The sequence below is a fragment of the Micromonospora sp. B9E7 genome (assembly GCF_039871815.1).
In the GTDB taxonomy this organism is placed as follows: Bacteria; Actinomycetota; Actinomycetes; order Mycobacteriales; family Micromonosporaceae; genus Micromonospora.
Genome location: NZ_JBDPLX010000007.1, coordinates 89,726 through 111,857 on the forward strand (window position 1 = coordinate 89,726; position 22,132 = coordinate 111,857).

Sequence of the window (22,132 nt, forward strand, 5' to 3'; positions counted from 1 at the left end):
AGGACAACTGGGGTGTGGAGGTGGGCGGTGACGAGCAAGGACTCGTTGGAGGAGCAGTTCCGCGAGTTCGTCGCGGCCCGCTCCGCCGCGCTCCTACGCACCGCTTATCTGCTCACCGGCGACTGGGCCACGGCCGAGGATCTGCTCCAGACGGCGCTGACCAAGACCTACCTGGCGTGGAAGCGGCTCGGCGGGATCGAGGCCGTCGAACCGTACGCCCGACGTGTGATGGTCAACACATCCACGAGCTGGTGGCGGCGGCGCTGGCACGGTGAACGCCCGACCGAGGTGCTGCCGGAACGGGCCGGAGTCGACGAGATCGAGCAGCAGCTCGACCGTGACCTGCTCTGGCGGCATCTGCGGCAGCTGCCCAACCGGCAGCGGGCGGTGTTGGTGCTGCGCTACTACGAGGACATGTCGGAGGCGCAGACCGCCGCGATGCTGGACATCTCACCCGGCACGGTGAAGAGCCAGACGTCCCGAGCCCTGGCCACGCTGCGTCGGCGGATGGGAGCCGACGCGGCGGAGCTCCCCGCCGCAGCCGGTGCCGCCGGTCGGTCAGCGGCTGCTGCCGGTCGGCCGGCCGGCGCCGGCGCCGTCCGTCCGGCCGGCTCGGGCGTCCCCGCCGGGCAACTCCCGGCCACCGCCGCGACGCCCCGACCCCGGCAGACGACCGGTCGGGTCGCACCCCGCCCGGCCACACCCCGCCCGGCCACACCGCGTCCGGTCGGCCCGCAGGTCGTGTTGCCCACCGCCCCGGCGGCCGTGCCCGTCGGCACGGGCTCCGGGGAGCAGCAGTGAGCGGATTGCCAGGTCGGCGCGACAACCTGACGGCCGGGCCGAAGCGTTCATACGAGGTGCGGCCTGACGAGCTGGAAGGTGCGGTGCGGGAGAGCCTCTCGCACCAGGTGGCCCTTGCCCGCCCGCTGAGCGCCGACCCCGCTGGCCAGGCGATTCGACGTGCGAACCGGATCCGGCGGCGGCGTACCGGTGCCGGGCTCGCGCTCGCGGCGGCCGTCACCGTGCTGCTGGGCGCCGGCATGGTCCAACTCGGCGCGGGGACCGGGCGGGACAGCACGCCCATCGTGGTGATCGGTGATCCGGACCGATCCAACCGGCCGGTCCCGACGGCGAGCGTTCCAGGTGCCGACTCCTCGTCCGGGACGTCCGCCTCCCTGGTCGTGAGCGAGACGCTTGTCAACCCCGATGGGCAGCGGCTGGTGCTGCGCGACATCGGGCCGGCCGAACACGCCCAGCTCCTGCCCGGCGGAGGCGGTTGGTTGGTGGTCAGCACGCCGACCACCGCCGGCCGATCCCTCTGGGTGGTGCAGAACGACGGCCTGGTGCAGGTGCTGCTCGCCGGGGCAGGCCCGATCGTCCTGGCACCGGACAGTCGACAGGTCGCCTGGCGCGACGGCGGCGACCTGATCGTGGCGGGGGTGGTCGGCACCCAGCTCATCGGCGCGGCGCGCACCCCCGTGCCCGCAGCCGCCGAGCCCGTCCGGTTCGTCGGTGACAGCGTGCTGGTCCGGCTCGACCCCGCGAGTGCCGGTCACACCCTCTGGCGGCCGGGCGCCGGGCAGATGCCCGCAGCCGTCGACCGGCAGACCCTCAACGTCTACGGGGCGCTGCCCGACGGGCGACTGGTCGGCCAGACCGTCGCGACCGACCCCGGCGGGACCTGCCTGGCCGTACTCGACCCGACGCGTCACCTGAAACCGGTGGAGTCCGGCTGTGGCGCGGACCTGAGCCAGGACGGCGTCGGCGGGCTCTCCACCGACGGGCGGTGGCTGCTGGTGAACGGACGGGTGGGCAAGGCCGATCAGGCACTTCTGGTCGACCTGCGACGACTCGGGCCGGAGCCGACCGCCGTTCCGGCCGGGCCGCCGATGACCGGTGCGATCGTCTGGAGCAACGACACCCAGGCCGTGTATCTCGACGGCGGCGGTGACCTGGTCCGGGTCGACGTCGGCCGGGTACGGGCCGGGAAACCGGCGGCTCCCACGCCGGTGCCCGACGTGCCGGCCGGGGACCGACCCGTCCTGGTGAGCAGCTTCTGACCCACCCGGTCGGAACGACCTCCGCGAGGCAGGCCGGGTGCTCCCTCGGTAGCGTCATGAGGTGACCTCGCGTACCGGCGCCGCCCTGCGGATCGACCTGCACACCCACTCGACGGCAAGCGACGGCACGTTGACACCGGCCGAGCTGGTCCGGGCTGCCGCCACGGCAGGGCTGGACGTGTTCGCGATCACCGACCACGACACCACCGCCGGCTGGGCACCGGCTGTCGGCGCGCTGCCGCCCGGACTGCGCCTGATCAGGGGTGCGGAACTCTCCTGTCGCTGGTCCGGCACACAACCGGCGGTGCCGCTGCACCTGCTGGCGTACCTGTTCGACCCGGACCACCCGGAACTGGTGGCCGAGCTGGCCCGGGTGCGGGCCGCCCGGGAAGACCGCGGCGAACGGATCGTCGCGCTGCTGCGTGCCGACGGCATCGACGTGAGCTGGCCGGACATCCTGGCCGGTGCGGCCGGCGGCACGGTGGGCCGGCCGCACATCGCCCAGGCGCTGATCCGGGTCGGCCTGGTCGGCAGCACCCGGGAGGCGTTCGGCCCGGACTGGCTGGGCGAACGGTACCGACTTCCCAAGGACGACATCGACGTGTTTCAGGCGGTCCGGCTGGTGCGCTCGGCCGGCGGCGTGCCGGTCTTCGCCCATCCCCGGGCCACCCGCCGTGGCCGGGTGGTGCCCGACGAGTTGATCATCGAGTTGGCCGCCGCCGGGCTGGCTGGGCTCGAGGCCGACCACGAGGACCACAGCCCCGCCGAGCGTGCGCACGTCCGGGCGCTCGCCGCCGACCTGGGCCTGCTCGTCACCGGCTCCTCGGATTTCCACGGCACCCACAAGACCGTCCAGCTCGGTGCGTTCACCACCGGCATCGAGGCGTACGAACGGATCGTCGCCGAAGGGGTGACCGAGGTCGCTTCCGGCTGATCCCCATTTCGGGGAATCTCGGCGCGGCTAGGTTGATCACGTGGATCTGAAGCTGTTCGGCGAGGTTTTCGTGACCCTGCTGGTGATCACCGACCCGCCGGGCATGATGCCGATCTTCCTGGCGTTGACCGGCCCGCTGCCCGCCCGCGACCGCAACCGGGCGGCCTGGCAGGCCGTCACGCTGGCGTTGGGCGTGATCGTGGTCTTCGCGGTGGCGGGGCAGACCCTGCTGGACTACCTGCACGTGGACCTGCCGGCGTTGCAGGCGGCCGGTGGGCTGCTGCTCGTCCTCGTCGCTCTGGAGTTGCTCACCGGCAAGACCGACGGTCCCAGTTCGGACGCCACCTCGAACATCGCCCTGGTGCCACTGGGCACCCCGCTGCTGGCCGGCCCGGGTGCCATCGTGGCCACCATGCTCTTCGTCCAGCAGGCCGACGGACTGGGCGACTACACCGCCATCGCCGTGGCGATCCTCGCCGTGATGCTCGCGGTCTGGATCGTCCTCCGCTTCTCCGGCGGCATCGTGAAGATCCTGCGTCCCGGCGGGATCGAGGTGCTGACCAGGATCGCCGGTCTGCTGTTGGCCGCGATCGCCGTGCAGCTCATCGCCGACGCGGTGTTCGCCTTCGTCACGCAGTACGTCAACATGACCTGACCGGCACACCCACGCTGTCGGACGTGGATGGCAGGATCGCAGGCGTGCGACGATCCTCCTCAGCGGGACGGCCGGCGGCCGGTGGCCGGGCTCCCCGACAACGCGACGGTGGTGCCGAGCAACTCGGCTTCGAAGGCATGCCGGAGCGGCTTTTCGTCTGCACACCGAGCAAACTCGGCGCGTTCGCTGACTGCCCGCGTCGCTACCGCTACTCGTACGTCGACCGGCCGACACCGCCCAAGGGCCCGCCGTGGGCGCACAACTCGCTCGGTGCCAGCGTGCACACCGCCCTGAAGAACTGGTACGCGCTGCCCGCCGACCGGCGTCGGCCCGAGGCGTTGGCCACTCTGCTCAAGGGCACCTGGGTCCGCGAGGGCTACCGCGACGACGAGCAGGAGCGGGCCGCCTACCGGCGGGCGTTGGGCTGGCTGGAGGCGTACGTCGAGACGTTGGAGGACGACTCCGACCCGCTCGGCGTGGAGCGGGTGGTGGCGGTCAAGACCGCCGTGCTGGCGTTCAACGGTCGCGCCGACCGGATCGACTCACGGCCCGGGCCGGAGGGGCCGGAGCTGGTCATCGTCGACTACAAGACCGGTCGCAGCGGGCTGGACACGGACGACGCGCGGGGTTCCCAGGCGTTGGCGCTCTACGCCTACGCGGCCGAGCGGGTGTTCCGCCGACCGTGTCGTCGAGTGGAGCTGCACCACCTGCCCACCGGCACGGTCGCCGGCCACGATCACACCGTCGAGTCGCTGGCCCGGCAGCTGACCCGCGCGGAGGAGACGGCCCGCGACATCATGGCCGCCGAACGGGCGGTCGCCGACGGGGCCGACGCGGACGAGGCGTTCCCGGTGGCACCCAGCCCGCGCTGCGGCTGGTGTGACTTCCGCCGGCACTGCCCGACCGGGGCGCAGGTGCCGGGCAAGGAACCGTGGGCGGCCGTGGACCGGCACGCCGACGGCTGACCTCCGGCGCGGACAGTCGGGTCAGCCGGCCAGCGAGGTGGCGGCGTGGCGCGCGGCTCGCTCCTTGGCAGCCTGGATCAACGGCCCCTCCAGGTAGCGGCGCGGCACGGCGGCGAACCCGAGCCGCAGGGCGCGCACCGTCAGATCCGCCGACAGCGCGGTGGTGGGCAGGCCGAGCCCTCCGTACATCCGGCGCGCCCACGCCGGCAGCAGTCCGAACGCGGTGCCGGCGATCCCCAGGTACGCCCAGCGCGGCGGGCCGAGGGTGAGCCCCAACCGGGCCGGCAGGCTGAGCTTCCACGGCAACGGCGGGGCGGTGAGGAAGATCGCGGTCTCGGCCGCCTCCCGGGTCATCCGCAGCTCTGGCCGTACGGCTCGGTAGTACTCCGCGACCTCGTTCGCGGTGGCGGGCACGGTGGCCGGGTCCAGGCCGACCAGAGCGGCGGACCTGCGCTGCTCCGTGTAGTAGCCGTCCACCTCGTCGTCGGTGAGCGGCAGTCCGGCCCGGCGGGCCGTGCTGAGGAACGACTCGACCTCGGTGACGTGCACCCAGCGCAGCAGGTCCGGCTCGTCGATCCGGAACGACTCCCCGGTCAGCGGGTCGGTGGCCCGCAGGCGGTCGTGCAGCCGGCGCAGCCGCGCGCCAGCCGCCTCGGCCTCCGCCGTGGTCCCGTAGACGGTGGTCGCGACGTAGGTGGCGGTGCGGACCAGACGGCCCCAGGCGTCGGTGCGGTAGTTGCTGTTCTGCGCGACCCCGGCCATCGCCCGGGGGTGCAAGGCCTGGAGGTAGAGCGAGCGCAGGCCGGCGACGATCAGGATCGGCTCCTCGTGCACCTTCCACGTGACCGAACCCGGACCGAAGAGGCCGAGGTCATCGGAGTCCACCGTCCAAGAGTGCCACGGTCTGCCTGACCTCGTCGGACACGTCCGTCGGTGCTGCCGGGTCAGACGTCGGCGGAGCGGCGAGCCCGGCAGTCCGGGCAGAGACCCCAGAAGGTCACCTCCGCCTCGTCCACCTCGAAGCCGTGCGACACGTTCGGCTCCAGGCACGGCGCACTGCCCACCGCGCAGTCGATGTCGGCGATCTCGCCGCAACCCCGGCAGACCACGTGGTGGTGGTTGTCGCCGACCCGTGCCTCGTAGCGGGCGGGACCACCCGCCGGCTCGATCCGACGGGACAGCCCGGCCCGGGACAGCGCGCCCAGCACGTCGTAGACCGCCTGCGTGGAGACCGAGTCGAGGCGTTCACGGACCCGCCGGGTGATCTCGTCGACGTCCAGGTGGCCACCGCCGCCGAGCACGTCGAGCACCGCGAGGCGGGGCCGCGTGACACGCAGGCCCTTCGATCGCAGCAGCTCCTCGGCACCGGACATGGGCCAATGACAGCACGCGCGATCAGCATCGACAACCGTCGTCCGGTCCGGGTGGCCACCGACACAGCCCCGGGAAGATCGGGACCGCGGCCCGAGACGGTGAACCCGATCGTCGTGCCACGCGTGTGTCCGGTCGAGAGCCCGGGGACGATTGGCGGACCGTACGCTGACCACCCCTGACCGTGATCCACCTGGAGGGTTGGATGTTCGAGGAGATCCTGGGTCTACCGGTACACGTCCTGGTGGTCCACGCGGTCGTCGTGTTCGTGCCGCTGCTGGCGGTGCTGGCCATCGCATACGTGGGTCTGCCCCGGTGGCGGCACCGGCTGGACTGGGCCCTGGGTCTCCTCGCCGTGGCCGCACCGGTGACCGCCTTCGTGGCCGTCAAGTCGGGTGAGGTGTTCACCGACGCGCTGGTCGCTCGGGGCTTCCAGGGACAGATCCTCGACCAGATCTTCGAACACTCCCGCTACGGCGACATCCTGTTCCGCATCGTGGTGCCGCTCGGGGTCGTGGCCATCCTGCTGCTGGTGGTGACCAGCGGGCACCCTCGGGTGCCGCAGCTGCCAGGGCTGGTGACCCCGGTGCTGGCGGTAGTGACCGTGGCGTTGTCCATCGCCGCACTGGTCTACGTCTACCTGACCGGCCACACCGGTGCCGAGGCCGTCTGGGGTACGACCCTCTGACCTGCGCTGCTCCCGACTCAGAAGATGATCCGTGAGCAGAGCAGGCAGACCAGGAACACCAGCACCACGCCGGCCGCCGCGCCGAAGCCGTAGGTGACCCGCTGCGAACGCTGTTCGGCCGCATCCAGGCCGGCCATGTCCTGCGGCGGCAGCCGCCGAGGTGGCGCCGGCCGCAGGTGTACGGGGGGACGCCAATCCGTCGGCGGCGGCACGCTCGGCGGCGGACCGGCGTACCCGCTCTCGGGCCTGCTGGTCGGCGCGGTGGGAGGTTGGTTCGCCACTGCGTCGGCACCGCTGCCGGGTCGTCGCCAGTAGTCGTCCGGGGTGCTGCCACCGCTGGGGGTCGTCACGCCGTCCGACGCTACCAACGCGGGCAGCGGCCCGGCTGTCTCTTGCCGGCGTGCCACCGTCGGCGGAGTTGTTCCGCAGCCGTCCGACCCGGCCCTGGACCCGACCCGCGTCGGCACGGTGGAGGTGCCCGATTGCGCTAGTCTTGCCGCTCGTGAGCACCGAAGACCCCGGCAAGCAGGGCGTGCGCGGCGACGATGACCGGACCGTCGACCTGAGCGAAGACTTCGTGGTGCTGCCCGAGCAGACCTCCGACGACACCGACCGTGGTTGGGGTGAGCGGTCCGGCGGCAACGACGACTGGCTGCTCGCCGAACGCCCCCCACACTGGGACTGACCCCGAGGGCGGCGCGGCGGTCGCTCAGCCCGGTGCACGGCTGCGGCGTCGAGCAGCTGCGGATGGCGGTGCTGTGGCCGGTCGGCCCGGCCTACGGCGGTGCTGTGGTCGCTCAGTTGCGGACGACTACGGCGAACCGGGTGCCTTCGGGGAGCCCGACGGCGCGTTGTGCCTGGTCCGGGCGGAGGGCCAGGTAGAGCGCGGGAGATCCGCCGTCCGCGTCCAGTACGTCCAGTACGAGTGCTGCGGGCGCGAGCATTGTTGCGTCGCTGCCTGCCCGGTCCGGCGTCGCGGCCAGCAGATCGACCCGGGTTCCGGGGCGGGCCACCGCGAGCGCGGCCGGCTCGGCCAGTCGGACCGGCACCCCGACAGCGCCGCTGGGCAGCGGCAACGCTCCGGCCGAGCCGCTCCCGGTGGCTGTGCTCCCTCCTCCGATCGGGCCGGTTGGCGGTGGCCCGGCGCTGCTGCCTCCGTCGGTGGAGCCGTCGTCGGTGCTGGCTGAGCTGCCCTCGTCGGGATCGGTTGAGCCGCCCCCGTCGACCCGGTCGGCGGTGCCGTCGGTCCCCGACGGCGCAGGGGAGGGCGCGGCGGTCGGCGGGCAATTGGGCGGGGTGTGCAGGACGGCAGCGGCAAGGCCGAGCAGTGCGGCGACCAGAACGGCCCGGAACAGGGTGCGTCCGCCGGGCGCGGTGAGCCGGCGCAGCGGACGCAGCGCCCGCGCGGAGTCTGGATCACCCATCGCCTCTGCCGCCTCCCGTCCGAGGGCGTCGCGGCGACACCCTCGGCGGCAGGTTAGGCAGTTCCAGCAGTGGTTCGTCGGCCGTCGGCCGGCACCTGTGGATAACCGGCCGGCCTGTGGATAACGCCCGGCAATCGGCTGGTTCTGCTATGGCGGCCGGGTCGGGCCGGGCCGAAGGGATCGTCGGACATGAGGCCCGAGGGGCCGAGAGGGCCGTCCGGACTCACGCCGAACGGCCCAGCGAGCGAGGTGGGGCTCAGGACGCGGAGCTGGCCGCGGGAGCCTTGCCACCGCTGGACCCGCCCGACGACGACCCGCCGGAGGACGACGACCCGCCCGACGACGATGACCCCGAGGACGACCCCGACGAGGAACCGGACGACGAGGACGAGCCGGACGAGGACGAGCTGGACCCCTCACCGGAGGACGACTCGGACTTCGCCGGCTTGCTGGCCGTGCCGCCGGCCGTCGTCTCGGCGCCGGACGCCCGCGAGTCGGTGCGGTAGAAGCCCGAGCCCTTGAAGACGATTCCGACCGAGTTGAAGACCTTGCGCAGCCGCCCCTGACACGCCGGGCACTCGGTCAACGGCTCGTCAGAGAAGGACTGCACCGCCTCGAGCTGGTGACCGCACGTGGTGCAGGCGTACTGGTACGTGGGCACGTTCTCCTCCGGATCGGGCTCGGCCAGTTGGCACTCGACGTATTCGAGTGCCAATGGTGCGTCATTCGCCCCGGGTTCGTCCAGCGGACGTGTGGGGCGCGACACCGTGCGCCGCACCCGGGCCGCCGTCAAGCGTACGCACCCCGTCGGCGGGGGTGACGACCGCGCGGACAAGCCGGTCGTGCGGCTCCGCCGGAAGCGCGTCGACCAGCTCGCCGTCGTGCAGAGGCACCACGGTCAGCGTCGCCTCGGGCACCCGGGCGAGGGCTCGGTCGTAGGAGCCGCCGCCCCGCCCGAGCCGCCGCCCATGGCGGTCGACCGCGAGGGCTGGTACGACCACCAAGTCCGCGTCCGCCACGGCGTCCACCCCGAGGCGGACACCTGTCGGCTCGCGGATACCCCGACCGGCCGCGATCACGTCCGCCGGCCCGGTATACGCCGCCCAGTCCAGATCCAGGTCCGTGAGGAGCACCGGCAGCAGCAACTCGGCGTCGGCTGGCAACGCGGCCCGCAGCACCTCCGGCAGGTCGGCGCCGCCCGGTTCGGAGCCGATCGGCACGTACGCCGTCATCCTGCGCGGGCGCAGTCTGCGTACCAGCGTGACCAGCTCAGCCTGCACGCGCCCGGCGGCGGCGGCCCGGGTGGAACCGGGCAGCGACCGGCGGCGGGCGAGCAGTTCCACGCGGACGTTCCGCTTCGCGGTACGCGTCACTTCCGCTTCATCAGAAAATTCCGGCACGCAACACTCCTGACGCAACGCCTCTCCCACGGTTGCTCTGTGTCAGCATCGCAAGCAACGGAGGCGGAACTTCCGGGGGGACCGAGTGACGCTACGCGGGCGGTTGACGGCAGCCTTCCTCGTGGTGGTGCTCGGGCCGGTCCTGCTCGGCGTGCTATTCGTCGCCTCCACGGTCGCCGCCGTGGACCGCAGCCGCTCCACCGAGCGGCTGGCGGTGGCGGCGTCCACCGTGCGTACCTCGGTCGACGCTCTCTGCCAGCAGTTGAGGGCCACCGCCGACGCGGTGGCCCTCACCGCCGATCCGCCCGTCGCCGCCGCCCAACTGGTCGGCCGTGGCCTGGCCGCCGCGGTGTCGATCACCGATGTGAGCGGCCAGGTCAGCTACGTCTCGCCCGGCGCGCCGGCGGCCCCCTGGCGGGACTGCTCCGGCCCGACCAACAGCGAGACCAACAGCCCGACCAGCGGCGAGGCCAAGCGCCCCACCACAGGCCCGGCCAGCGGCGGAACCACAGGCCCGACCAACAGCGAGACCAATGGCTCGGCCAGCCCGGTCCGTGCGCTGGCAGCCCAGGTCGACCTCCGCGACCGCTCCGGAACGCTGCTGGGCACGGTGACCGCCGCGCAACTGGTCGACCCGGCCTTCGTGGCCCGGCTGGCGGCGGTGACCGGGGTGGCGGTCACCCTGCTCGACAGCGGTGCGAGCGCCGCGCGGGTCACCCACACGACCGAGTCCCGCGAGGTACGCGACGCGGTGCTGGCCGCCGCCAGCACCGTCGACGGCGAGCAGGTCACCGAGACCAGCGAGGGACGGTACGTGCGGAGGATCGGGCCGTCCGACGCGCAGCCACTGCCACTGGTGCTCTCCGTGCCCAGCGAACGGCCGCCCGGGCTGCACGCCACGCTGGTGGGGGTGGTGGTCCTGGCCGCGCTCCTCGCCGTACTGAGCGCCTGGCGGTTGGCCCGGGTCACCACCCGGCCGCTGGTGGAGTTGGCCGGCGCGGTCGACCGGGTGGCGCACGGCGACCTGACCGCCCGGGTGCCGGTCCGCAGCCGCGACGAGCTGGGCCGGCTGGCCGCGGCCTTCAACCGGATGACCCGGGAGACCGGCTCCTACGTCGCGGCGTTGACCAGCAACCGGGACCAGCTCCGCGGGCACCTCGGGGTGCTCGGCGACACCCTGGCCAGCACGCACGACCTGCAACGCATCCTGCGGGTGATCCTGCACAGCGCCATCGGCGCCACCGGCGCGCGCGCCGGCGCGGTGTTGCTGGTGGAGGCCGGCGGGGTGCTCGTCGCGCAGTGCACCGAGGGGTTGGACGGACGGTGGCCGGAGGGCGACACGGACGGTTCGTCGCCGCTCCGGGTGCCGGTGGGTGTCGGTGTGGTCGGGGCTGTCGCCGCCACCGGGGAACCGCAGCGGGGGAGGGTGGAACCGGCCGAGACCCCGTCGGGTGAGCCGCGTTGCCGCACCTATGTCGCCGTCCCGTTCGCCGCCCCGACCGGCGGTGCCACGGCGAGCTTCTCCGGGTCCCCGACGGCGACCGACGAGGCTGGCGCAGGGGCGGCGGCACTTGGGGTGCTGGCCCTCTACGACCGGCTGGGCGCCGACGAGTTCGACGACGACGACCTGGTCACCCTGCGCACCTTCGCCGGTCACGCGGCGGTGGCCGTGGACAACGTCCGGGTGCACGAGGAGGCGCAGCGGCTCTCGCTCACCGATCCGCTCACCGGTTTGTGGAACTACCGCTACCTGCGCGAGTCGATCCGGCGGGAGGTGGAACGGGCCAGCCGGTTCGGGCGGATGCTGAGCATCCTCGCGTTGGACCTCGACCGGTTCAAGGACGTCAACGACACGTACGGGCACGCGGCGGGGGACACCGTGCTGGCCGAGTTCGCCCGGCGGGTACGCGGCGAGATCCGCGAGGTCGACCTGGCCTTCCGGCAGGGCGGTGAGGAGTTCGTGCTGCTGCTGCCGGAGACCGACGCGCGGGGCGCGGCGATCGTGGCCGAGCGACTCGGCGCGGTGGTGCGCGAGACTCCGATCGCCGTCGAGGCGTACGCCGGGCCGGTCCTGGTGACCGTGTCGGTGGGCATCGCGGTCTATCCGGACAACGGCAGCACCGGGCGGGAGGTGCTGGAGGCAGCCGACGACGCGCTCTACGCCGCGAAGGCCGCCGGCCGTGACACGTACCGGGTCGCCGAGGTACGCCCCGAGGTGACGACCCGGGAGCTACCGGTGCTCGCGGGGGCGGTGAGCCCATCGGACGTGCTGCCCCGCGCCGGCCAGCACGTGCAGGTCAGCCGGGAGCCGGGCGGGCACGCCCGGTCGGAGTCGGCGGTGGGCGTACCCGAATCTTCGCCGGCCGGCCCCACGCAGGCCCGGCCGGACCCGGCCGACGACCCACCGGACAGCGCGGGGGCCGGCCCGGACGCCGCGCGGCCGGGGTCGGGTGGCGGCGCGTCTTCTGGGCCACAGCCGCCGCGGCAGAGCCGTGGCCGATAGTCTCGCGGCATGTCGGAGCACTCAGCGAACCCCTCATCGACGGCCGCCGCAACCGGCCGTCCCCTGGCGGTCAAGGCCGTCATCCCGGCCGCCGGACTGGCCACCCGGTTCCTGCCGGCCACGAAGGCGGTGCCCAAGGAGCTGCTGCCGGTGGTGGACCGGCCGGTTCTGCAGTACATCGTCGAGGAGGCCACGCAGGCCGGCATCGGTGACGTGTTGCTGATCACCGGTCGGGGTAAGACGTCGATGGTGGACCACTTCGACCGCCGCCCCGACCTGGAGACCAGGCTGGAGGAGAAGGGCGACGCCGAGCGGCTGGCCGCCGTGCGTCGGCCCAGTGAACTGGCCGAGATCTACACCGTGCGGCAGCCCGAGCAGCTCGGGCTCGGCCACGCCGTCGGGTACGCCGAGTCGCACGTCGGCGACCAGCCGTTCGCGGTGCTGCTCGGTGACGAGTTCGTCAAGCCGTCGGAGCCGCTGCTTCCGGCGATGCTGGAGTTGCAGGCCCGCACCGGTGGTGTGGTGCTCGCCTTCTTCGAGGTCGACCCGGCCGAGACCAAGCGGTACGGGATCGCCTCCGTCGAACCGGCCGAATCCGAGCTGACCGACATCGGCGAGGTCGTCAAGGTGACCGGGATGGTGGAGAAGCCGCAGCCGGAGGACGCGCCGAGCAACCTCGCGGTGCTCGGCCGCTACGTGCTCCCCGGCAAGATCTTCGACGCGATCCGGCGGACCAAGCCGGGCAGCGGCGGCGAGATCCAGCTGACCGACGCGATGGAGCTGCTACGCACCGAGGGCGTCCCGGTGCACGCGATCGTCTACCGGGGCACCCGCTACGACACCGGCATGCCGCTGGGCTACCTCCAGACGGTGGTGCAGATCGCCGCCGAGCGCGACGACCTCGGCAGCGAGTTCCGATCCTGGCTGGCCGACTTCGTCAAGGCCGACGCGGCAGGCGGATCTGGTACATGACCGCGACGGCCGACGCCGAGGCGGCCGCGAACGAGTTGACGCCGCTCGCCGACTACCTGGGCAGCGTGCTGCGCAGGTTACGTGCGCTGCCGCCACTCGACCTCGACCTCACCCAGGCGCACGGCAACGTCCTCGCCGAGGACGTCGTCGCGCCGCACGCCTTCCCGGCCTTCGACCAGGCGGCCGTGGACGGCTACGCCGCCCGCTGGGAGGACATTTCCGGAGGGGGCCGGGGCCCGAGCTACGTCCCGGCCCCCTCCGGCAAGCCCGGTGGACGGACCATCCGGCTCAACGTCGTGGGCGATCTGGGTGCCGCGAGTTGGCGGCCGGTCCGCCTCACCCCGGGCTCGTGCTTCTCGGTGGCCGCCGGGGCGCCGCTGCCGGTAGCCGCGGACGTGGTGGTCCCGGTCGAGTGGACCGACCAGGGCATGGCCGCCGTGGAGATCTTCCGCACCCCCAAGCGGGGGTACGGGGTACGCCGCGCCGGTGAGGAACTGCCCGCCGGCACCCTGCTCGCCCGCGCCGGCACGTACGTCTCCCCGGCGCTGGTCGCGGTCTTCGCGGCCACCGGAATCGGGCATGTGGTGGTCCGGCCCAGCCCGCGGGTGGTCATCGTGGCCACCGGCGACGAACTTGTCGACGTGGGCCGGGGCAGCCAACCGGGACAGGTGGTGGACGCCAACTCGCACGCGTTGACCGCCGCCGCGGCCGAGGTGGGCGCCCTGGCGTACCGGGTGGGGATCTGCGACGACGACCCGGAGGGGCTGCGCGGGCTGCTGGAGGACCAGACCCTGCGCGCCGACCTGATCATCACCACCGGAGGCACCGGCACCGGCCCCGGGGACATGGTGCGCCGGATCCTGTCCCGCCGCGAGGGCGGCCGGGCCGGGCCGGTCACGTTCACCGACGTGGCGCTCTATCCCGGCACCGCGCTCGGGTTCGGCACGGTCGGCGCGGAGGAGGTGCCGGTGGTCTGCCTGCCCGGCGACCCCGGTGCCGCGTTGATCGGTTTCGAGGTGCTTGCCCGCCCCGCCATCCAACTGCTCGCCGGCGCCGAGCCGGTGTTCCGTCCCAGTGTGCGGGCGCACCTGCTGGAGACCGTGTCGTCGCCCGCGGGGCTGCGTGAGTTCCGGCCGGCGCACGTCGCCGAGCGCCGTGGCGGCGGGTACACGGTCCAGCCCCTCAGCGGTGGGCCGTTCACCCTCTCCGGGCTGGCCGAGGCGAACGGCCTGCTGGTGCTCGGCGAGCGGGTCACCACGGCCGCCGCCGGATCCACCGTGGACGTCCTGCTGCTGGACCGCCGTCGGTGACGGTGTCCCGGTCGACCCGCCGGCCGGCCGCTCGGGCGTCGCGCGGTCGTCTGGTCGTCGGGGTGGATCCACTTGCGCGCGACGCGGTCCCGCGCGGGAGACTGTGCGGGTGAGTCTCTTCGGACCCCCGCGGGCACCGGGCTGGCCGGTGGAGTTGGCGGACGGCCCGGTGTTGCTGCGGCCGTACCGGCGCACCGACGCCGCGGCGTGGTCGGAGATCCGGCGGGCCAACCGGGCCTGGCTGGCACCCTGGGAGTCGTCGCTGCCCGGTGCCTGGGACGACATGAACTCACCGGCAGCGTTCCGCTGGGTGCACCGGGACCAGCGGCGTTCGGCCCGCGAGGGTGAGGGCATGCCGTTCGCGGTCTGTCTGCGCGAGGCCGACCGGGACCGCCTGGTCGGTCACATCAATGTGGGCAGCATCGTGCGGCGGGCTCTCTGCTCCGGCTACGTCGGCTACTGGGTGGACGCTCGGGTCGCCGGGCGAGGCGTGATCCCCACGGCACTCGCGCTCGCCGTGGACCACGCCTTCGGTCCGGGCGGGTTGCACCGGGTGGAGGTCAACATCCGTCCGGAGAACCGACCGTCCCGGCGGGTGGTGGAGAAACTGGGTTTCCGCGAGGAGTCGTACCACGTGCGCTACATGCACATCGACGGCGCCTGGCGGGACCACATCGGTTACGCGATGACGAGCGAGGAGATCGCTGCCGAGGGTGGCCTGCTGGCCCGCTGGCACCGGGTACGCGCCGACGCGCGGTAGGAGGACGTCGGGATTCCCGGGGCGGGTGGCCGGGACGGAGTTTTTCCGACTTCCTCCCAGCCGTCCCACGGACGGGATCGGCGCGGCGCGGCGGCAACCTGGTCGGCGCGCCGTAACCTCAAGTAACTGCAAGCTGCGGCAAGCGCTCCCCGGCCGGATGATCCACGCACCTTGGCGGGATCGGTGGAAGATCCTGCGGTCGGAGGTCGGTTGCTTCGAATTCGGTGACGGGAGGGGTGAGGGTGCCGACCTCGGTGCTCCTCGCCGTCCTCGCCGCCGCCGGCCTGCTCGCCCTGGCCCCGGCGCTGGTTCGCCGGTACGACGCCACCGAGCGGTTGGTGGCGGAGCGGGCGCAGTCGACGGCGCGGGTGCTCCAGCGCCGCCGGCGACGCCGCACTGTGCCCGGACGGCGCCCCGTCCACCCTCCGCGCTCACTGACCGTCACTCTGAGTGAAGACGCGACTACCGGAGCGCTTGCTCCGCCGGTCTCCGCACCGCCGGCCGCCCGCCGTTCCGGTCGGCTGCGCGCCGTGCCACCCGCACCGAGGAGGTCGCGCCGCCGCCCACCGCCCCGACGACAGCACACCCCCGCCGTGTACCGGCGGCGTCGGGTTCTCGCCGCCCTGCTGCTCCTCAACGTCGTCGAGCTGATCGGCGTGGTGTTCGTCAGCCCCGGCTTCTGGATCGGCTTCGGGGTCACCTTCCTGCTCCTGGCCGTGTACGTCGTCCACCTTCGCCGCCGGGCCCTGGCCGGCCGTCGCCGCCGCCGCGCCCGGGCCAGGGAGGCCGCCTGGCTCGCCGACCGGCAGGCCGAGGTGCGCCGGGAGCAGGCCCGCCGGGCGGCGGCCCGCCGTGAGGCGCAGCGCCGCCTCGCCGCCCAGCGCGAGGGGGTACGCCGCGCCGCGATGGGCCTGGACCGACCGGGCGACCTGCCGGCGGCGGTCAACGGTGGGTCGGTCTCGTACCGGCGGTCGGGTGGGCTACGCGGCCGCCCCTACGAGGCCGGCCGAGGCGCCTGACCGCGTCCTCCGGGCGGCGCTGCCGGCCCTCGGCGTGGGTCGTGCCGCGGCGGCCGTCGTTGCGGGCGTCGATCCGGCGTTGCTCCGGCGTTGATCCACTCCGGCTCGGCGATGTGGCGGCATCAGCCGCAGGGTGACACCCCCACGTCGGCGATCTGGAGTCGATCTCCAGGCGGGCGGCGGCGCCGCTCCGGGGGCGGATTCGCGGTGGGGGCCAGCGACCTGTTAGCCTTGCTGCCGGCCCGCCCGGTGTAAGCCGGGTGGGACCGAAGCCGGTTCGCCGGTGGGGGGCTGTGGCGCAGACTGGTAGCGCACCTCGTTCGCATCGAGGGGGTCAGGGGTTCAAATCCCCTCAGCTCCACCAGCAACACGTACGACCTGGGGAAACCCCGCTAGCAAGATCAGCGGGCACAGATCCGGCACAAATCAGCGAGAATCCAGGGCCTTCGGGCCCTGTTTTCGTTTGGCGCTCGCGTCGCGGAGTGCGCCGCTGATGATGTTGCGGCGGCGATCTTTCTTGGGCCACCAGTGAACGTAGGTTTCCAGCGTGATCCGCAGGCTGGAGTGCCGTAGCGCGTTCTGCACGTCGGTGGGGTCGGCACCCGAGGTGATCAGGCGAGTGGCGAAGTAGTGCCGCAGGGAGTGGAAGGTGCCCTCATCGGGCCAGCCGGCCGCCTCGCGCCAGGTCCGCCACATCTGCGACCACCGTTGGTCATGGATCGGCCGCCCCTGGTCGTCGGTGAACAGCAGCGGGACCATCCGGCGCTTGGGCTCCCGACCCGGGTCGGGGGTGCCGGCAGTGATGTCGGGCAGCTCGACCAGGGCGGGCGGGTAGGTGCGGACGTGCTGAGCGAAGACTGCGGCGACGTGGTCGTCCAGGTCGACATCCCCGACCGAGCCGGCCTTCGGTGGGGCGAGGTAGAAGCCCCCATAGGCGACCTTGTGAAACCGCAGTTGCTGAACGACGTGCAGCTCCTGACGGTCCGGGTCGATGCACCGGGTGCTGTCCTCCAGGCCGAGGACTTCCCCGAGTCGCAGTCCCTCACCTGCGCCGGCCCAGATGGCCGCCTGATACTCGTCGGGCACCACGTCGACCAGGGCGAGCACGTCGTCGTCGGTCGGTACCCACTTCGGCGCGCGGGAGAAGCCCCGCAGGATCGCGAACAGCCGGATCGATTTGCAGGGGTTGTCGGGGATCACCTTGTCGGCGACGGCGGAGTTCATGATGTTGTTGAGCAGGTCGAAGTAGGTCTTCACCGATGATTGGGCGACGTTGTTGCGGAGCAGCGTGGCGACCCACTCCAGGACGTCGGTAACGGTGATCGCGCGGATGGCCCGGTCACCGAAGTGCGGGTAGTGGTGGTGGCGGAGCCGAGATTCGGTGTGGCGCTGGTAGTCGAGGGCCTGACTGATCTGGCGGGACAGTCGCCACCGCTCGCCGTAGTCCTGGAAGGTCAGCCGGCGCTCTGCCTGGTCGATCCGGGTTTCCTCGGCGATTCCGGCGCGGGCGTTGGCATCCCAGGCTTCGGCGTCAACCTTCCGGTCGAAGAGGCGTTCCCGGGTTTCACCGTTGCGGTCCACGTACCGGCAGCGCCACCGTTTACCGCGCCCGTAGCGCTTGGACTTCAAGCGCTCCTTGTTGGGGCCGCGCTTGGTCAGGTACCAGAGGTCATCGATCGCCATGTCAGGCCGCCTGGTCTTCCAGCCAGGCCCGGACGTCGGCCGGGTCGTAGCGCAGGTGACGGCCGACCTTGAAGGCCCGCGGTCCGGTGCGGCGATGCCGCCATTGGTAGAGGGTGCCGACCGGCACCCGCAGGAACGCGGCGGTGTCGCTGATGGACCACAGGTCCGGGATCGGTGTGGGTGCGGTCATCGGGGCTCCTTTCGGGTGATGGTGATGTAGGTGCGGCTTTCGCCGCTGTAGCCGGCGGGTCGGGTGCTGGTGCGGCAGGTGACCCGCTCGCGGCCGTAGTAGGCGGTGAGTTGAGCGGCGATGGTGGCGGCGTGGGTGGTGACGGTGGTGGTCGGGCCGATGAGTCGGACCGCGACCAGGGGGCGGGGACGTGTGGGCACGGGTGCTCCTTCCAGATCGAGTGGTCGGGGTGTTGCGTGCGCTGTGGAGTTGTCAAGGAACGGCTTCACTGGCGTTGACACGTACGTGTCAAGCGGCCAGGGGTTGGACCGCGCGAGCGGCGGCGAGTTCGTCGGCCAGGGCGTCGATGCCGGCGAGGTGTTGTGCGCGGGCCATGGCGGCGGCGGTGTTGGCGAGCAGCGCGTCGCCGGTGGTGATCCAGCCGGTTGCCTGGTAGCCGAGTTCGTAGATGACCCGCTCGGTTTGCTCGTCGTCCCAGGTGTGGGGGTGGCCCTCGGTGCGCCGCCAGATCGTGCGCTGCAACCGGAGGAAGCCGAGGGTCACGGAGAAGGCGCGGCTCTTGGTGGCGATGTGCCCGCCATAGCCGAACTGGTGCGCCCACCGCCGCAGCCGGGCGTAGTCGGGGTGCTCCCCGACGTCCCAGCACGCGCGGATGAGCCGGCCGAGGTGCGTGCCCGGGTCGCCGTGAACTTCCACGGAGAGGTCGTCGACGCGGCGCAGGCTCAGGCCGGTTACCTCGGTGCTCTTGGTGACGTACTTGGCGATATAGCCGGTGATCTGCGCGAGGTTGACTTCGTGGCCGGGTGCGTTGACGTGCTTGAGGTCCAGGCCCTTGTCACCCCAGGCGATGTGCCAGCCCTGCCCGCCGTTGTCCGGGTGGCCAGCGGAGGTGTAGGCGGTTTTGAGGAAGGCGGCTTCCACGGCGTCGGCGAACATCTGCCGGGTGATGACGCGGGGCGGCGGCACGATCGCTTCGGGGCAGTCGGGGTTGTAGCCGTCGAGGCGGATCAGGGCGTGGTAGTGGATGACGCCGCGTACTTGGAATTCGTAGACCTTGATGTAGCGGCGGCGCAGGTCAACGCCGTGTGCCCGGCCGAGACGGCGTAGCTCCCGGTCGGCTTGCTGGATGGTGCGGCGCCACAACTCGGGTGCCTCGTGGTTCCACACGACCTGGCCGACGTGGTCGTAGCAGTCCAGGCACAACGGCTGCCCGAGCTGGGTGTCTGCGGCCTTGTGGCGTTGCCCGCAGCGCAGCTCCTGCCCGTGGGGGCAGGTGCGGCCGAAGGGGTGGCACACCGAGGCCCGGCAGGTGCAGCCGTCCTTCTTCCGGCAGTCCGCCGCGTGGACCTTCACCACCCGGTGGTGCACCGGCCCGAACGATGGGGCGGTGGCGGTCAGGAAGATGGCGATGTGCTCGTTGAGCGGCGGCAGTCCCCACCGGTCGCCCTGGAGGCCGGCTTTGATCAGGTGGTAGGTGTCGCGGCGGTACAGCTCAGCGCAGGACGGGCACACAGCGGCGCGGCGGTTGCCGCACGGGGTGTAGATCGCCCCGTCGGGCATGTCCTCGGTGTCGACGGTCGCCATGCGGTTGCCGTCAGCGTCGTTGACGTGGATCTGCCCAGCCAGACGGATGGGGTGCTTGCACGCCGACGCCGCGCGGACGTGGCCGAGCCATTCGGAGTAGTCGGGGTCTTGGGCGCGGGCACGCCCGGAAGCGACGGTGCGGGGATCGTGGCCGCGTACCCACCCGTCAGCGGCCAGGTTGCGGGTGGTGCGGGTGGGCGTGGCCCAGGGCCAGTAGTCGTTTCCTGCTACAGCGGAGGCTCCCGTGCCCGAAACCGTGGTGGTTTCGGGCGCGAGAGGCAGCGTCGAGGAGGTCACGCAGAGGCTCCAACAGCGGTGCCGTTGTGGTGCTTGTCGTTGATGGTCGGTTGGTTGGTGAGGGCCGTCAGGATGTCGGCGGCGGTTTGGGTGGGGACGCGCAGTCGCACGGCGAGTTGGCCGGGGGTGATGGGTTCACCGTGGGCTTTAGCGTGGGCGTCGGCGACTATCCGGGCACCTGACAGCAGCGCCGCAGCGGGCTTGACCGCTGGGATCACGGGTGCAGCCGGCGGGGTCGCCGGGGCCGGGGCGTCCTCGGTCGGGGTGGTCTGCGGTGCTGCGATCGCGGGGGCGATCTCCTTCGCCTCAGTCGAGGGCTCGTCGGTTGTGTTCTCTTCGATGGGTGCGGTGGCCGTGATGGTCGCGGCTGCCGGGCTGACCTTCGCGTCGGCGGTGGTGTCGGGCGACGACGCCGGGGCGGAGGTGGCCGGCTCGGGTGCCGGGACATGGTTGGTGGGCCGGGTTGCGGTGAAGACGAGCTTGGACAGGGCGAAGAAGGCCAGCGCGGGCAGCGCGGAGACCATCCAGCCGAAGACGGTCGGCTTGGCGACGGCCAGTTGTGCGGTCAGGGACAGTCCGACGGCGGCGATGAGCAGGAACATCGGGTAGCCGATCGGGCCGCCAGTTTTGCGGCGGCGGATGATGACGATCATTGCGGCGATCGGGATGAGTTCGGTGATGACGGCGTTGGCCCAGCCGAACCAGTCGGCGGTTCCGGTGGGGCTGTTGCTGATGGTCCAGTCGTGGACGTGGTTGAACGAGGCGGCACCAGCCATGGCTCCGACGAGCAGCACGATGAGGACCAGGACGCCGTCCTGGAGACGTGCGATGAACGGGGACTTGGGCGTAGGTGCGGTCATGACCGCCGTCCTCGGGTGGTGGGCCGAGGCGGGGTGTGGGGGTCGCGACGGGCGTCGCGGTTGGGGTTGGGGCGGGAGGCGGTGTCCTCGCGCTGGGGGTTGGCGTAGAGGGAGAACGCCAGGATCTTGGCGGAGTGGTAGCCCCGGCCGATGAGGTCGGCGGTGATGGGGGCGAGTTCATCGGCGGTGGCGATGCGCTGCCGGGCGGTGATGTCGAGAGAGGCGATGGCGAAGCCCTGCGGGGCCTGGTAGCTGAACGAGACGTAGTAGCGGTGCATGGTGGTGTCCTTTCGGGTCAGTGGTTGGCCGTGTTGAGGGCCGAGGTGAGTAGAGGTCGGTGGGCGGCGAAGATGTCGCAGCAGGGCAGGTGGGTGGTGAGCGCGTCGTAGGTGTCGGCGCGGATCCAGGCGGCTTGTGCCGCGTCGTCGGCGTGGGCGATGGCCGGGAAGGCGTCGGCGGGGTAGGTGCCGAGGTAGGTGCGGGCGAGGACGGTGACCATCCATGCCTCGTCGGAGGCGCGCGGGTCGGGCACGTAGCGCGGGGGCTCGATAGCCCAGGTGGCGTGGGGGATCGTGAGGCCGGTTTCTTCGGCCAGTTCACGGGCGGCAGCGTGGCCGGGGGTTTCGCCGGGGTCGACGTATCCGCCGGGCAGCGCCCAGCCGTGGCCGTCGGCGCGTTCGATCAGGAGGACCCAGCGGTGGCCGTTGGCGTCGGTGAGGGAGACGAGGGCGTCGGCGCAGAGCTGTTCGCCCCAGTGGCCGAGTTCGTTGCGGCCGTAGCGGACCGGGGTCTGCTGGCAGGGGTTGACGGGTCGGCCGTCGATGACGGTGAACGGGATGGCGGCGTGGGCCTGCCGGGTCGTCCAGTCGATGAGGGCGGGATCCATGGTGGGATCGGCCCAGTCAGCGCCGGCAGCGATACCGGCCAGGACACTCGGGTGGGTGTAGGTGACAGGAGTCGTCGTGGTCACAGGGAACCTCCAGGGGTGCAGTCGAGGCAGGAGCCGGTACGGCGGGGGATGTAGTAGGGCTTGACCTGGCCGCAGTCGGGGCAGGTACGCCGGGCGGTGAGCGCCTTGTCGATGGCCGCCAGTTGGGCGGGGGTGGCGGTGCGCTTGGGCATCGCCAGGTCGAGGCGGAACAGGTAGGCGACGCGCTTTCCGCGACGCCACATGATTTGCGCGGCGGGGTCTTGGCCGCCGGGGCGCAGGTTGCGGGTGCGCAGTTGCCGACGGGTCAGGAGCCCGTCGGGGGCGAACTTGTAGGGGTAGGTCGGCAGGCCGTAGCGCTCGCCGGTCGGGTCGTAGAACACCATCGGGTCCTCCGAGTCGTCGTCGGCCTGGTCGTGGTCGTCGCCGGCAGGGGTGCCGGTGGCGAAGGTGGGGTGTTCGTAGGTGTCGCGGTCGATGTCCTCGGGCAGGAACGCCGCCGAGCACAGGGCGCAGACGATCGGGCCTT

General features: G+C 72.3%; 26 protein-coding genes, 1 tRNA gene and 1 pseudogene. 14 read left to right on the plus strand and 14 right to left on the minus strand.

Annotated elements, in window-relative coordinates; all coding sequences use genetic code 11:
* The first annotated feature begins 27 nt into the window (after nt 1–27).
* The 5 genes from ABGB10_RS13730 to ABGB10_RS13750 all read left to right on the plus strand — a co-directional run bounded on the left by ABGB10_RS13730 (nt 28) and on the right by ABGB10_RS13750 (nt 4,614).
* Nucleotides 28–801: a SigE family RNA polymerase sigma factor gene (locus ABGB10_RS13730; RefSeq protein ID WP_347661264.1), complete on the plus strand. Its 774-nt coding sequence runs from the start codon at nt 28–30 to the stop codon at nt 799–801.
* On the plus strand, nt 798–2,060 hold the full coding sequence (locus tag ABGB10_RS13735) for a hypothetical protein (RefSeq protein WP_347661265.1): 1,263 nt from the start codon (nt 798–800) through the stop codon (nt 2,058–2,060). The genes ABGB10_RS13730 and ABGB10_RS13735 overlap by 4 nt, the downstream gene beginning before the upstream one ends.
* 61 nt (nt 2,061–2,121) lie before the next feature.
* A complete protein-coding gene (locus tag ABGB10_RS13740) occupies nt 2,122–2,994 on the plus strand; it encodes a PHP domain-containing protein (RefSeq protein ID WP_347661266.1) in 873 nt (290 codons plus the stop codon).
* Between the two features lie 40 nt (nt 2,995–3,034).
* On the plus strand, nt 3,035–3,649 hold the full coding sequence (locus tag ABGB10_RS13745; RefSeq protein ID WP_347661267.1) for a MarC family protein: 615 nt from the start codon (nt 3,035–3,037) through the stop codon (nt 3,647–3,649).
* A 137-nt stretch (nt 3,650–3,786) separates the two neighbouring features.
* Nucleotides 3,787–4,614 carry a PD-(D/E)XK nuclease family protein gene (locus ABGB10_RS13750; RefSeq protein ID WP_347661457.1) on the plus strand — a complete coding sequence of 276 codons (828 nt, stop codon included), beginning with the start codon at nt 3,787–3,789 and terminating at the stop codon, nt 4,612–4,614.
* Between the two features lie 21 nt (nt 4,615–4,635).
* Here ABGB10_RS13750 and ABGB10_RS13755 read toward each other — a convergent pair whose 3' ends face one another.
* Together ABGB10_RS13755 and ABGB10_RS13760 are read right to left on the minus strand one after the other, a co-directional pair.
* Nucleotides 4,636–5,499: an oxygenase MpaB family protein gene (locus ABGB10_RS13755; protein ID WP_347661268.1), complete on the minus strand. Its 864-nt coding sequence runs from the start codon at nt 5,497–5,499 to the stop codon at nt 4,636–4,638.
* 59 nt (nt 5,500–5,558) lie between these two features.
* Nucleotides 5,559–5,987, minus strand: coding sequence for a Fur family transcriptional regulator (locus ABGB10_RS13760; protein ID WP_347661269.1), 429 nt, complete (start codon nt 5,985–5,987; stop codon nt 5,559–5,561).
* A 203-nt stretch (nt 5,988–6,190) separates the two neighbouring features.
* Between ABGB10_RS13760 and ABGB10_RS13765 the strand changes: the two genes are divergently transcribed.
* The gene (locus ABGB10_RS13765) at nt 6,191–6,673 is read left to right on the plus strand and encodes a DUF2231 domain-containing protein (protein ID WP_347661270.1); all 483 of its coding nucleotides are present in this window, start codon (nt 6,191–6,193) and stop codon (nt 6,671–6,673) included.
* A 17-nt stretch (nt 6,674–6,690) separates the two neighbouring features.
* On the opposite strand, the gene ABGB10_RS13770 is transcribed toward ABGB10_RS13765, so the two are convergent.
* Complete coding sequence (locus ABGB10_RS13770) at nt 6,691–7,023, minus strand: hypothetical protein (protein WP_347661271.1); 333 nt, start codon at nt 7,021–7,023, stop codon at nt 6,691–6,693.
* A gap of 152 nt (nt 7,024–7,175) precedes the next feature.
* Between ABGB10_RS13770 and ABGB10_RS13775 the strand changes: the two genes are divergently transcribed.
* Nucleotides 7,176–7,358, plus strand: coding sequence for a hypothetical protein (locus ABGB10_RS13775; RefSeq protein WP_278137378.1), 183 nt, complete (start codon nt 7,176–7,178; stop codon nt 7,356–7,358).
* A gap of 112 nt (nt 7,359–7,470) precedes the next feature.
* Here ABGB10_RS13775 and ABGB10_RS13780 read toward each other — a convergent pair whose 3' ends face one another.
* On the minus strand, nt 7,471–8,097 hold the full coding sequence (locus ABGB10_RS13780; protein WP_347661272.1) for a flagellar biosynthesis protein FlgA: 627 nt from the start codon (nt 8,095–8,097) through the stop codon (nt 7,471–7,473).
* Nucleotides 8,098–8,381: 284 nt separating this feature from the next.
* Between ABGB10_RS13780 and ABGB10_RS13785 the strand changes: the two genes are divergently transcribed.
* Nucleotides 8,382–8,603, plus strand: a complete 222-nt coding sequence (locus ABGB10_RS13785; protein ID WP_347661469.1) for a hypothetical protein — start codon at nt 8,382–8,384, stop codon at nt 8,601–8,603.
* 14 nt (nt 8,604–8,617) lie between these two features.
* Here ABGB10_RS13785 and ABGB10_RS13790 read toward each other — a convergent pair.
* A pseudogene (locus tag ABGB10_RS13790) lies at nt 8,618–8,875 on the minus strand (FmdB family zinc ribbon protein); the annotation flags it as partial.
* Nucleotides 8,820–9,497, minus strand: coding sequence for a 5-formyltetrahydrofolate cyclo-ligase (locus ABGB10_RS13795; protein ID WP_347661273.1), 678 nt, complete (start codon nt 9,495–9,497; stop codon nt 8,820–8,822). The gene ABGB10_RS13795 and the pseudogene ABGB10_RS13790, both read right to left, overlap by 56 nt.
* 85 nt (nt 9,498–9,582) lie before the next feature.
* On the opposite strand from ABGB10_RS13795, the gene ABGB10_RS13800 reads away from it, so the two are divergent.
* The 6 genes from ABGB10_RS13800 (at nt 9,583) to ABGB10_RS13825 (ending at nt 16,425) form a co-directional block, all read left to right on the plus strand.
* Nucleotides 9,583–12,000 carry a diguanylate cyclase gene (locus ABGB10_RS13800; protein ID WP_347661274.1) on the plus strand — a complete coding sequence of 806 codons (2,418 nt, stop codon included), beginning with the start codon at nt 9,583–9,585 and terminating at the stop codon, nt 11,998–12,000.
* 9 nt (nt 12,001–12,009) lie between these two features.
* Nucleotides 12,010–12,972: a UTP--glucose-1-phosphate uridylyltransferase gene (locus tag ABGB10_RS13805; RefSeq protein WP_347661275.1), complete on the plus strand. Its 963-nt coding sequence runs from the start codon at nt 12,010–12,012 to the stop codon at nt 12,970–12,972.
* Nucleotides 12,969–14,282, plus strand: coding sequence for a gephyrin-like molybdotransferase Glp (glp, locus tag ABGB10_RS13810; RefSeq protein WP_347661276.1), 1,314 nt, complete (start codon nt 12,969–12,971; stop codon nt 14,280–14,282). The genes ABGB10_RS13805 and glp overlap by 4 nt, the downstream gene beginning before the upstream one ends.
* 109 nt (nt 14,283–14,391) lie before the next feature.
* Nucleotides 14,392–15,042 carry a GNAT family protein gene (locus tag ABGB10_RS13815; RefSeq protein WP_347661277.1) on the plus strand — a complete coding sequence of 217 codons (651 nt, stop codon included), beginning with the start codon at nt 14,392–14,394 and terminating at the stop codon, nt 15,040–15,042.
* Between the two features lie 236 nt (nt 15,043–15,278).
* On the plus strand, nt 15,279–16,061 hold the full coding sequence (locus tag ABGB10_RS13820; RefSeq protein WP_347661278.1) for a hypothetical protein: 783 nt from the start codon (nt 15,279–15,281) through the stop codon (nt 16,059–16,061).
* Nucleotides 16,062–16,348: 287 nt separating this feature from the next.
* Nucleotides 16,349–16,425: transfer RNA gene (locus tag ABGB10_RS13825), tRNA-Ala, on the plus strand.
* Nucleotides 16,426–16,487: 62 nt separating this feature from the next.
* On the opposite strand, the gene ABGB10_RS13830 is transcribed toward ABGB10_RS13825, so the two are convergent.
* The 8 genes from ABGB10_RS13830 to ABGB10_RS13865 form a co-directional block, all read right to left on the minus strand.
* Nucleotides 16,488–17,744 carry a tyrosine-type recombinase/integrase gene (locus ABGB10_RS13830; RefSeq protein WP_347661279.1) on the minus strand — a complete coding sequence of 419 codons (1,257 nt, stop codon included), beginning with the start codon at nt 17,742–17,744 and terminating at the stop codon, nt 16,488–16,490.
* A 1-nt stretch (nt 17,745) separates the two neighbouring features.
* Nucleotides 17,746–17,934, minus strand: a complete 189-nt coding sequence (locus ABGB10_RS13835) for a helix-turn-helix domain-containing protein (protein ID WP_347661280.1) — start codon at nt 17,932–17,934, stop codon at nt 17,746–17,748.
* Nucleotides 17,931–18,134 (minus strand): hypothetical protein, encoded by a 204-nt coding sequence (locus tag ABGB10_RS13840; RefSeq protein WP_347661281.1) that lies wholly within the window; start codon nt 18,132–18,134, stop codon nt 17,931–17,933. Before ABGB10_RS13840 ends, ABGB10_RS13835 begins: the two co-directional genes overlap by 4 nt.
* 88 nt (nt 18,135–18,222) lie before the next feature.
* Entirely contained in the window at nt 18,223–19,815 is a 1,593-nt protein-coding gene (locus tag ABGB10_RS13845) for a replication initiator (protein WP_347661282.1), read from the minus strand.
* On the minus strand, nt 19,812–20,675 hold the full coding sequence (locus ABGB10_RS13850) for a hypothetical protein (protein WP_347661283.1): 864 nt from the start codon (nt 20,673–20,675) through the stop codon (nt 19,812–19,814). Before ABGB10_RS13850 ends, ABGB10_RS13845 begins: the two co-directional genes overlap by 4 nt.
* Nucleotides 20,672–20,953, minus strand: a complete 282-nt coding sequence (locus ABGB10_RS13855; RefSeq protein ID WP_347661284.1) for a hypothetical protein — start codon at nt 20,951–20,953, stop codon at nt 20,672–20,674. Before ABGB10_RS13855 ends, ABGB10_RS13850 begins: the two co-directional genes overlap by 4 nt.
* A gap of 17 nt (nt 20,954–20,970) precedes the next feature.
* A complete protein-coding gene (locus ABGB10_RS13860) occupies nt 20,971–21,645 on the minus strand; it encodes an NUDIX domain-containing protein (RefSeq protein WP_347661285.1) in 675 nt (224 codons plus the stop codon).
* Nucleotides 21,642–21,989 carry an RRQRL motif-containing zinc-binding protein gene (locus ABGB10_RS13865; protein WP_347661458.1) on the minus strand — a complete coding sequence of 116 codons (348 nt, stop codon included), beginning with the start codon at nt 21,987–21,989 and terminating at the stop codon, nt 21,642–21,644. Before ABGB10_RS13865 ends, ABGB10_RS13860 begins: the two co-directional genes overlap by 4 nt.
* Nucleotides 21,990–22,132: the final 143 nt, after the last annotated feature.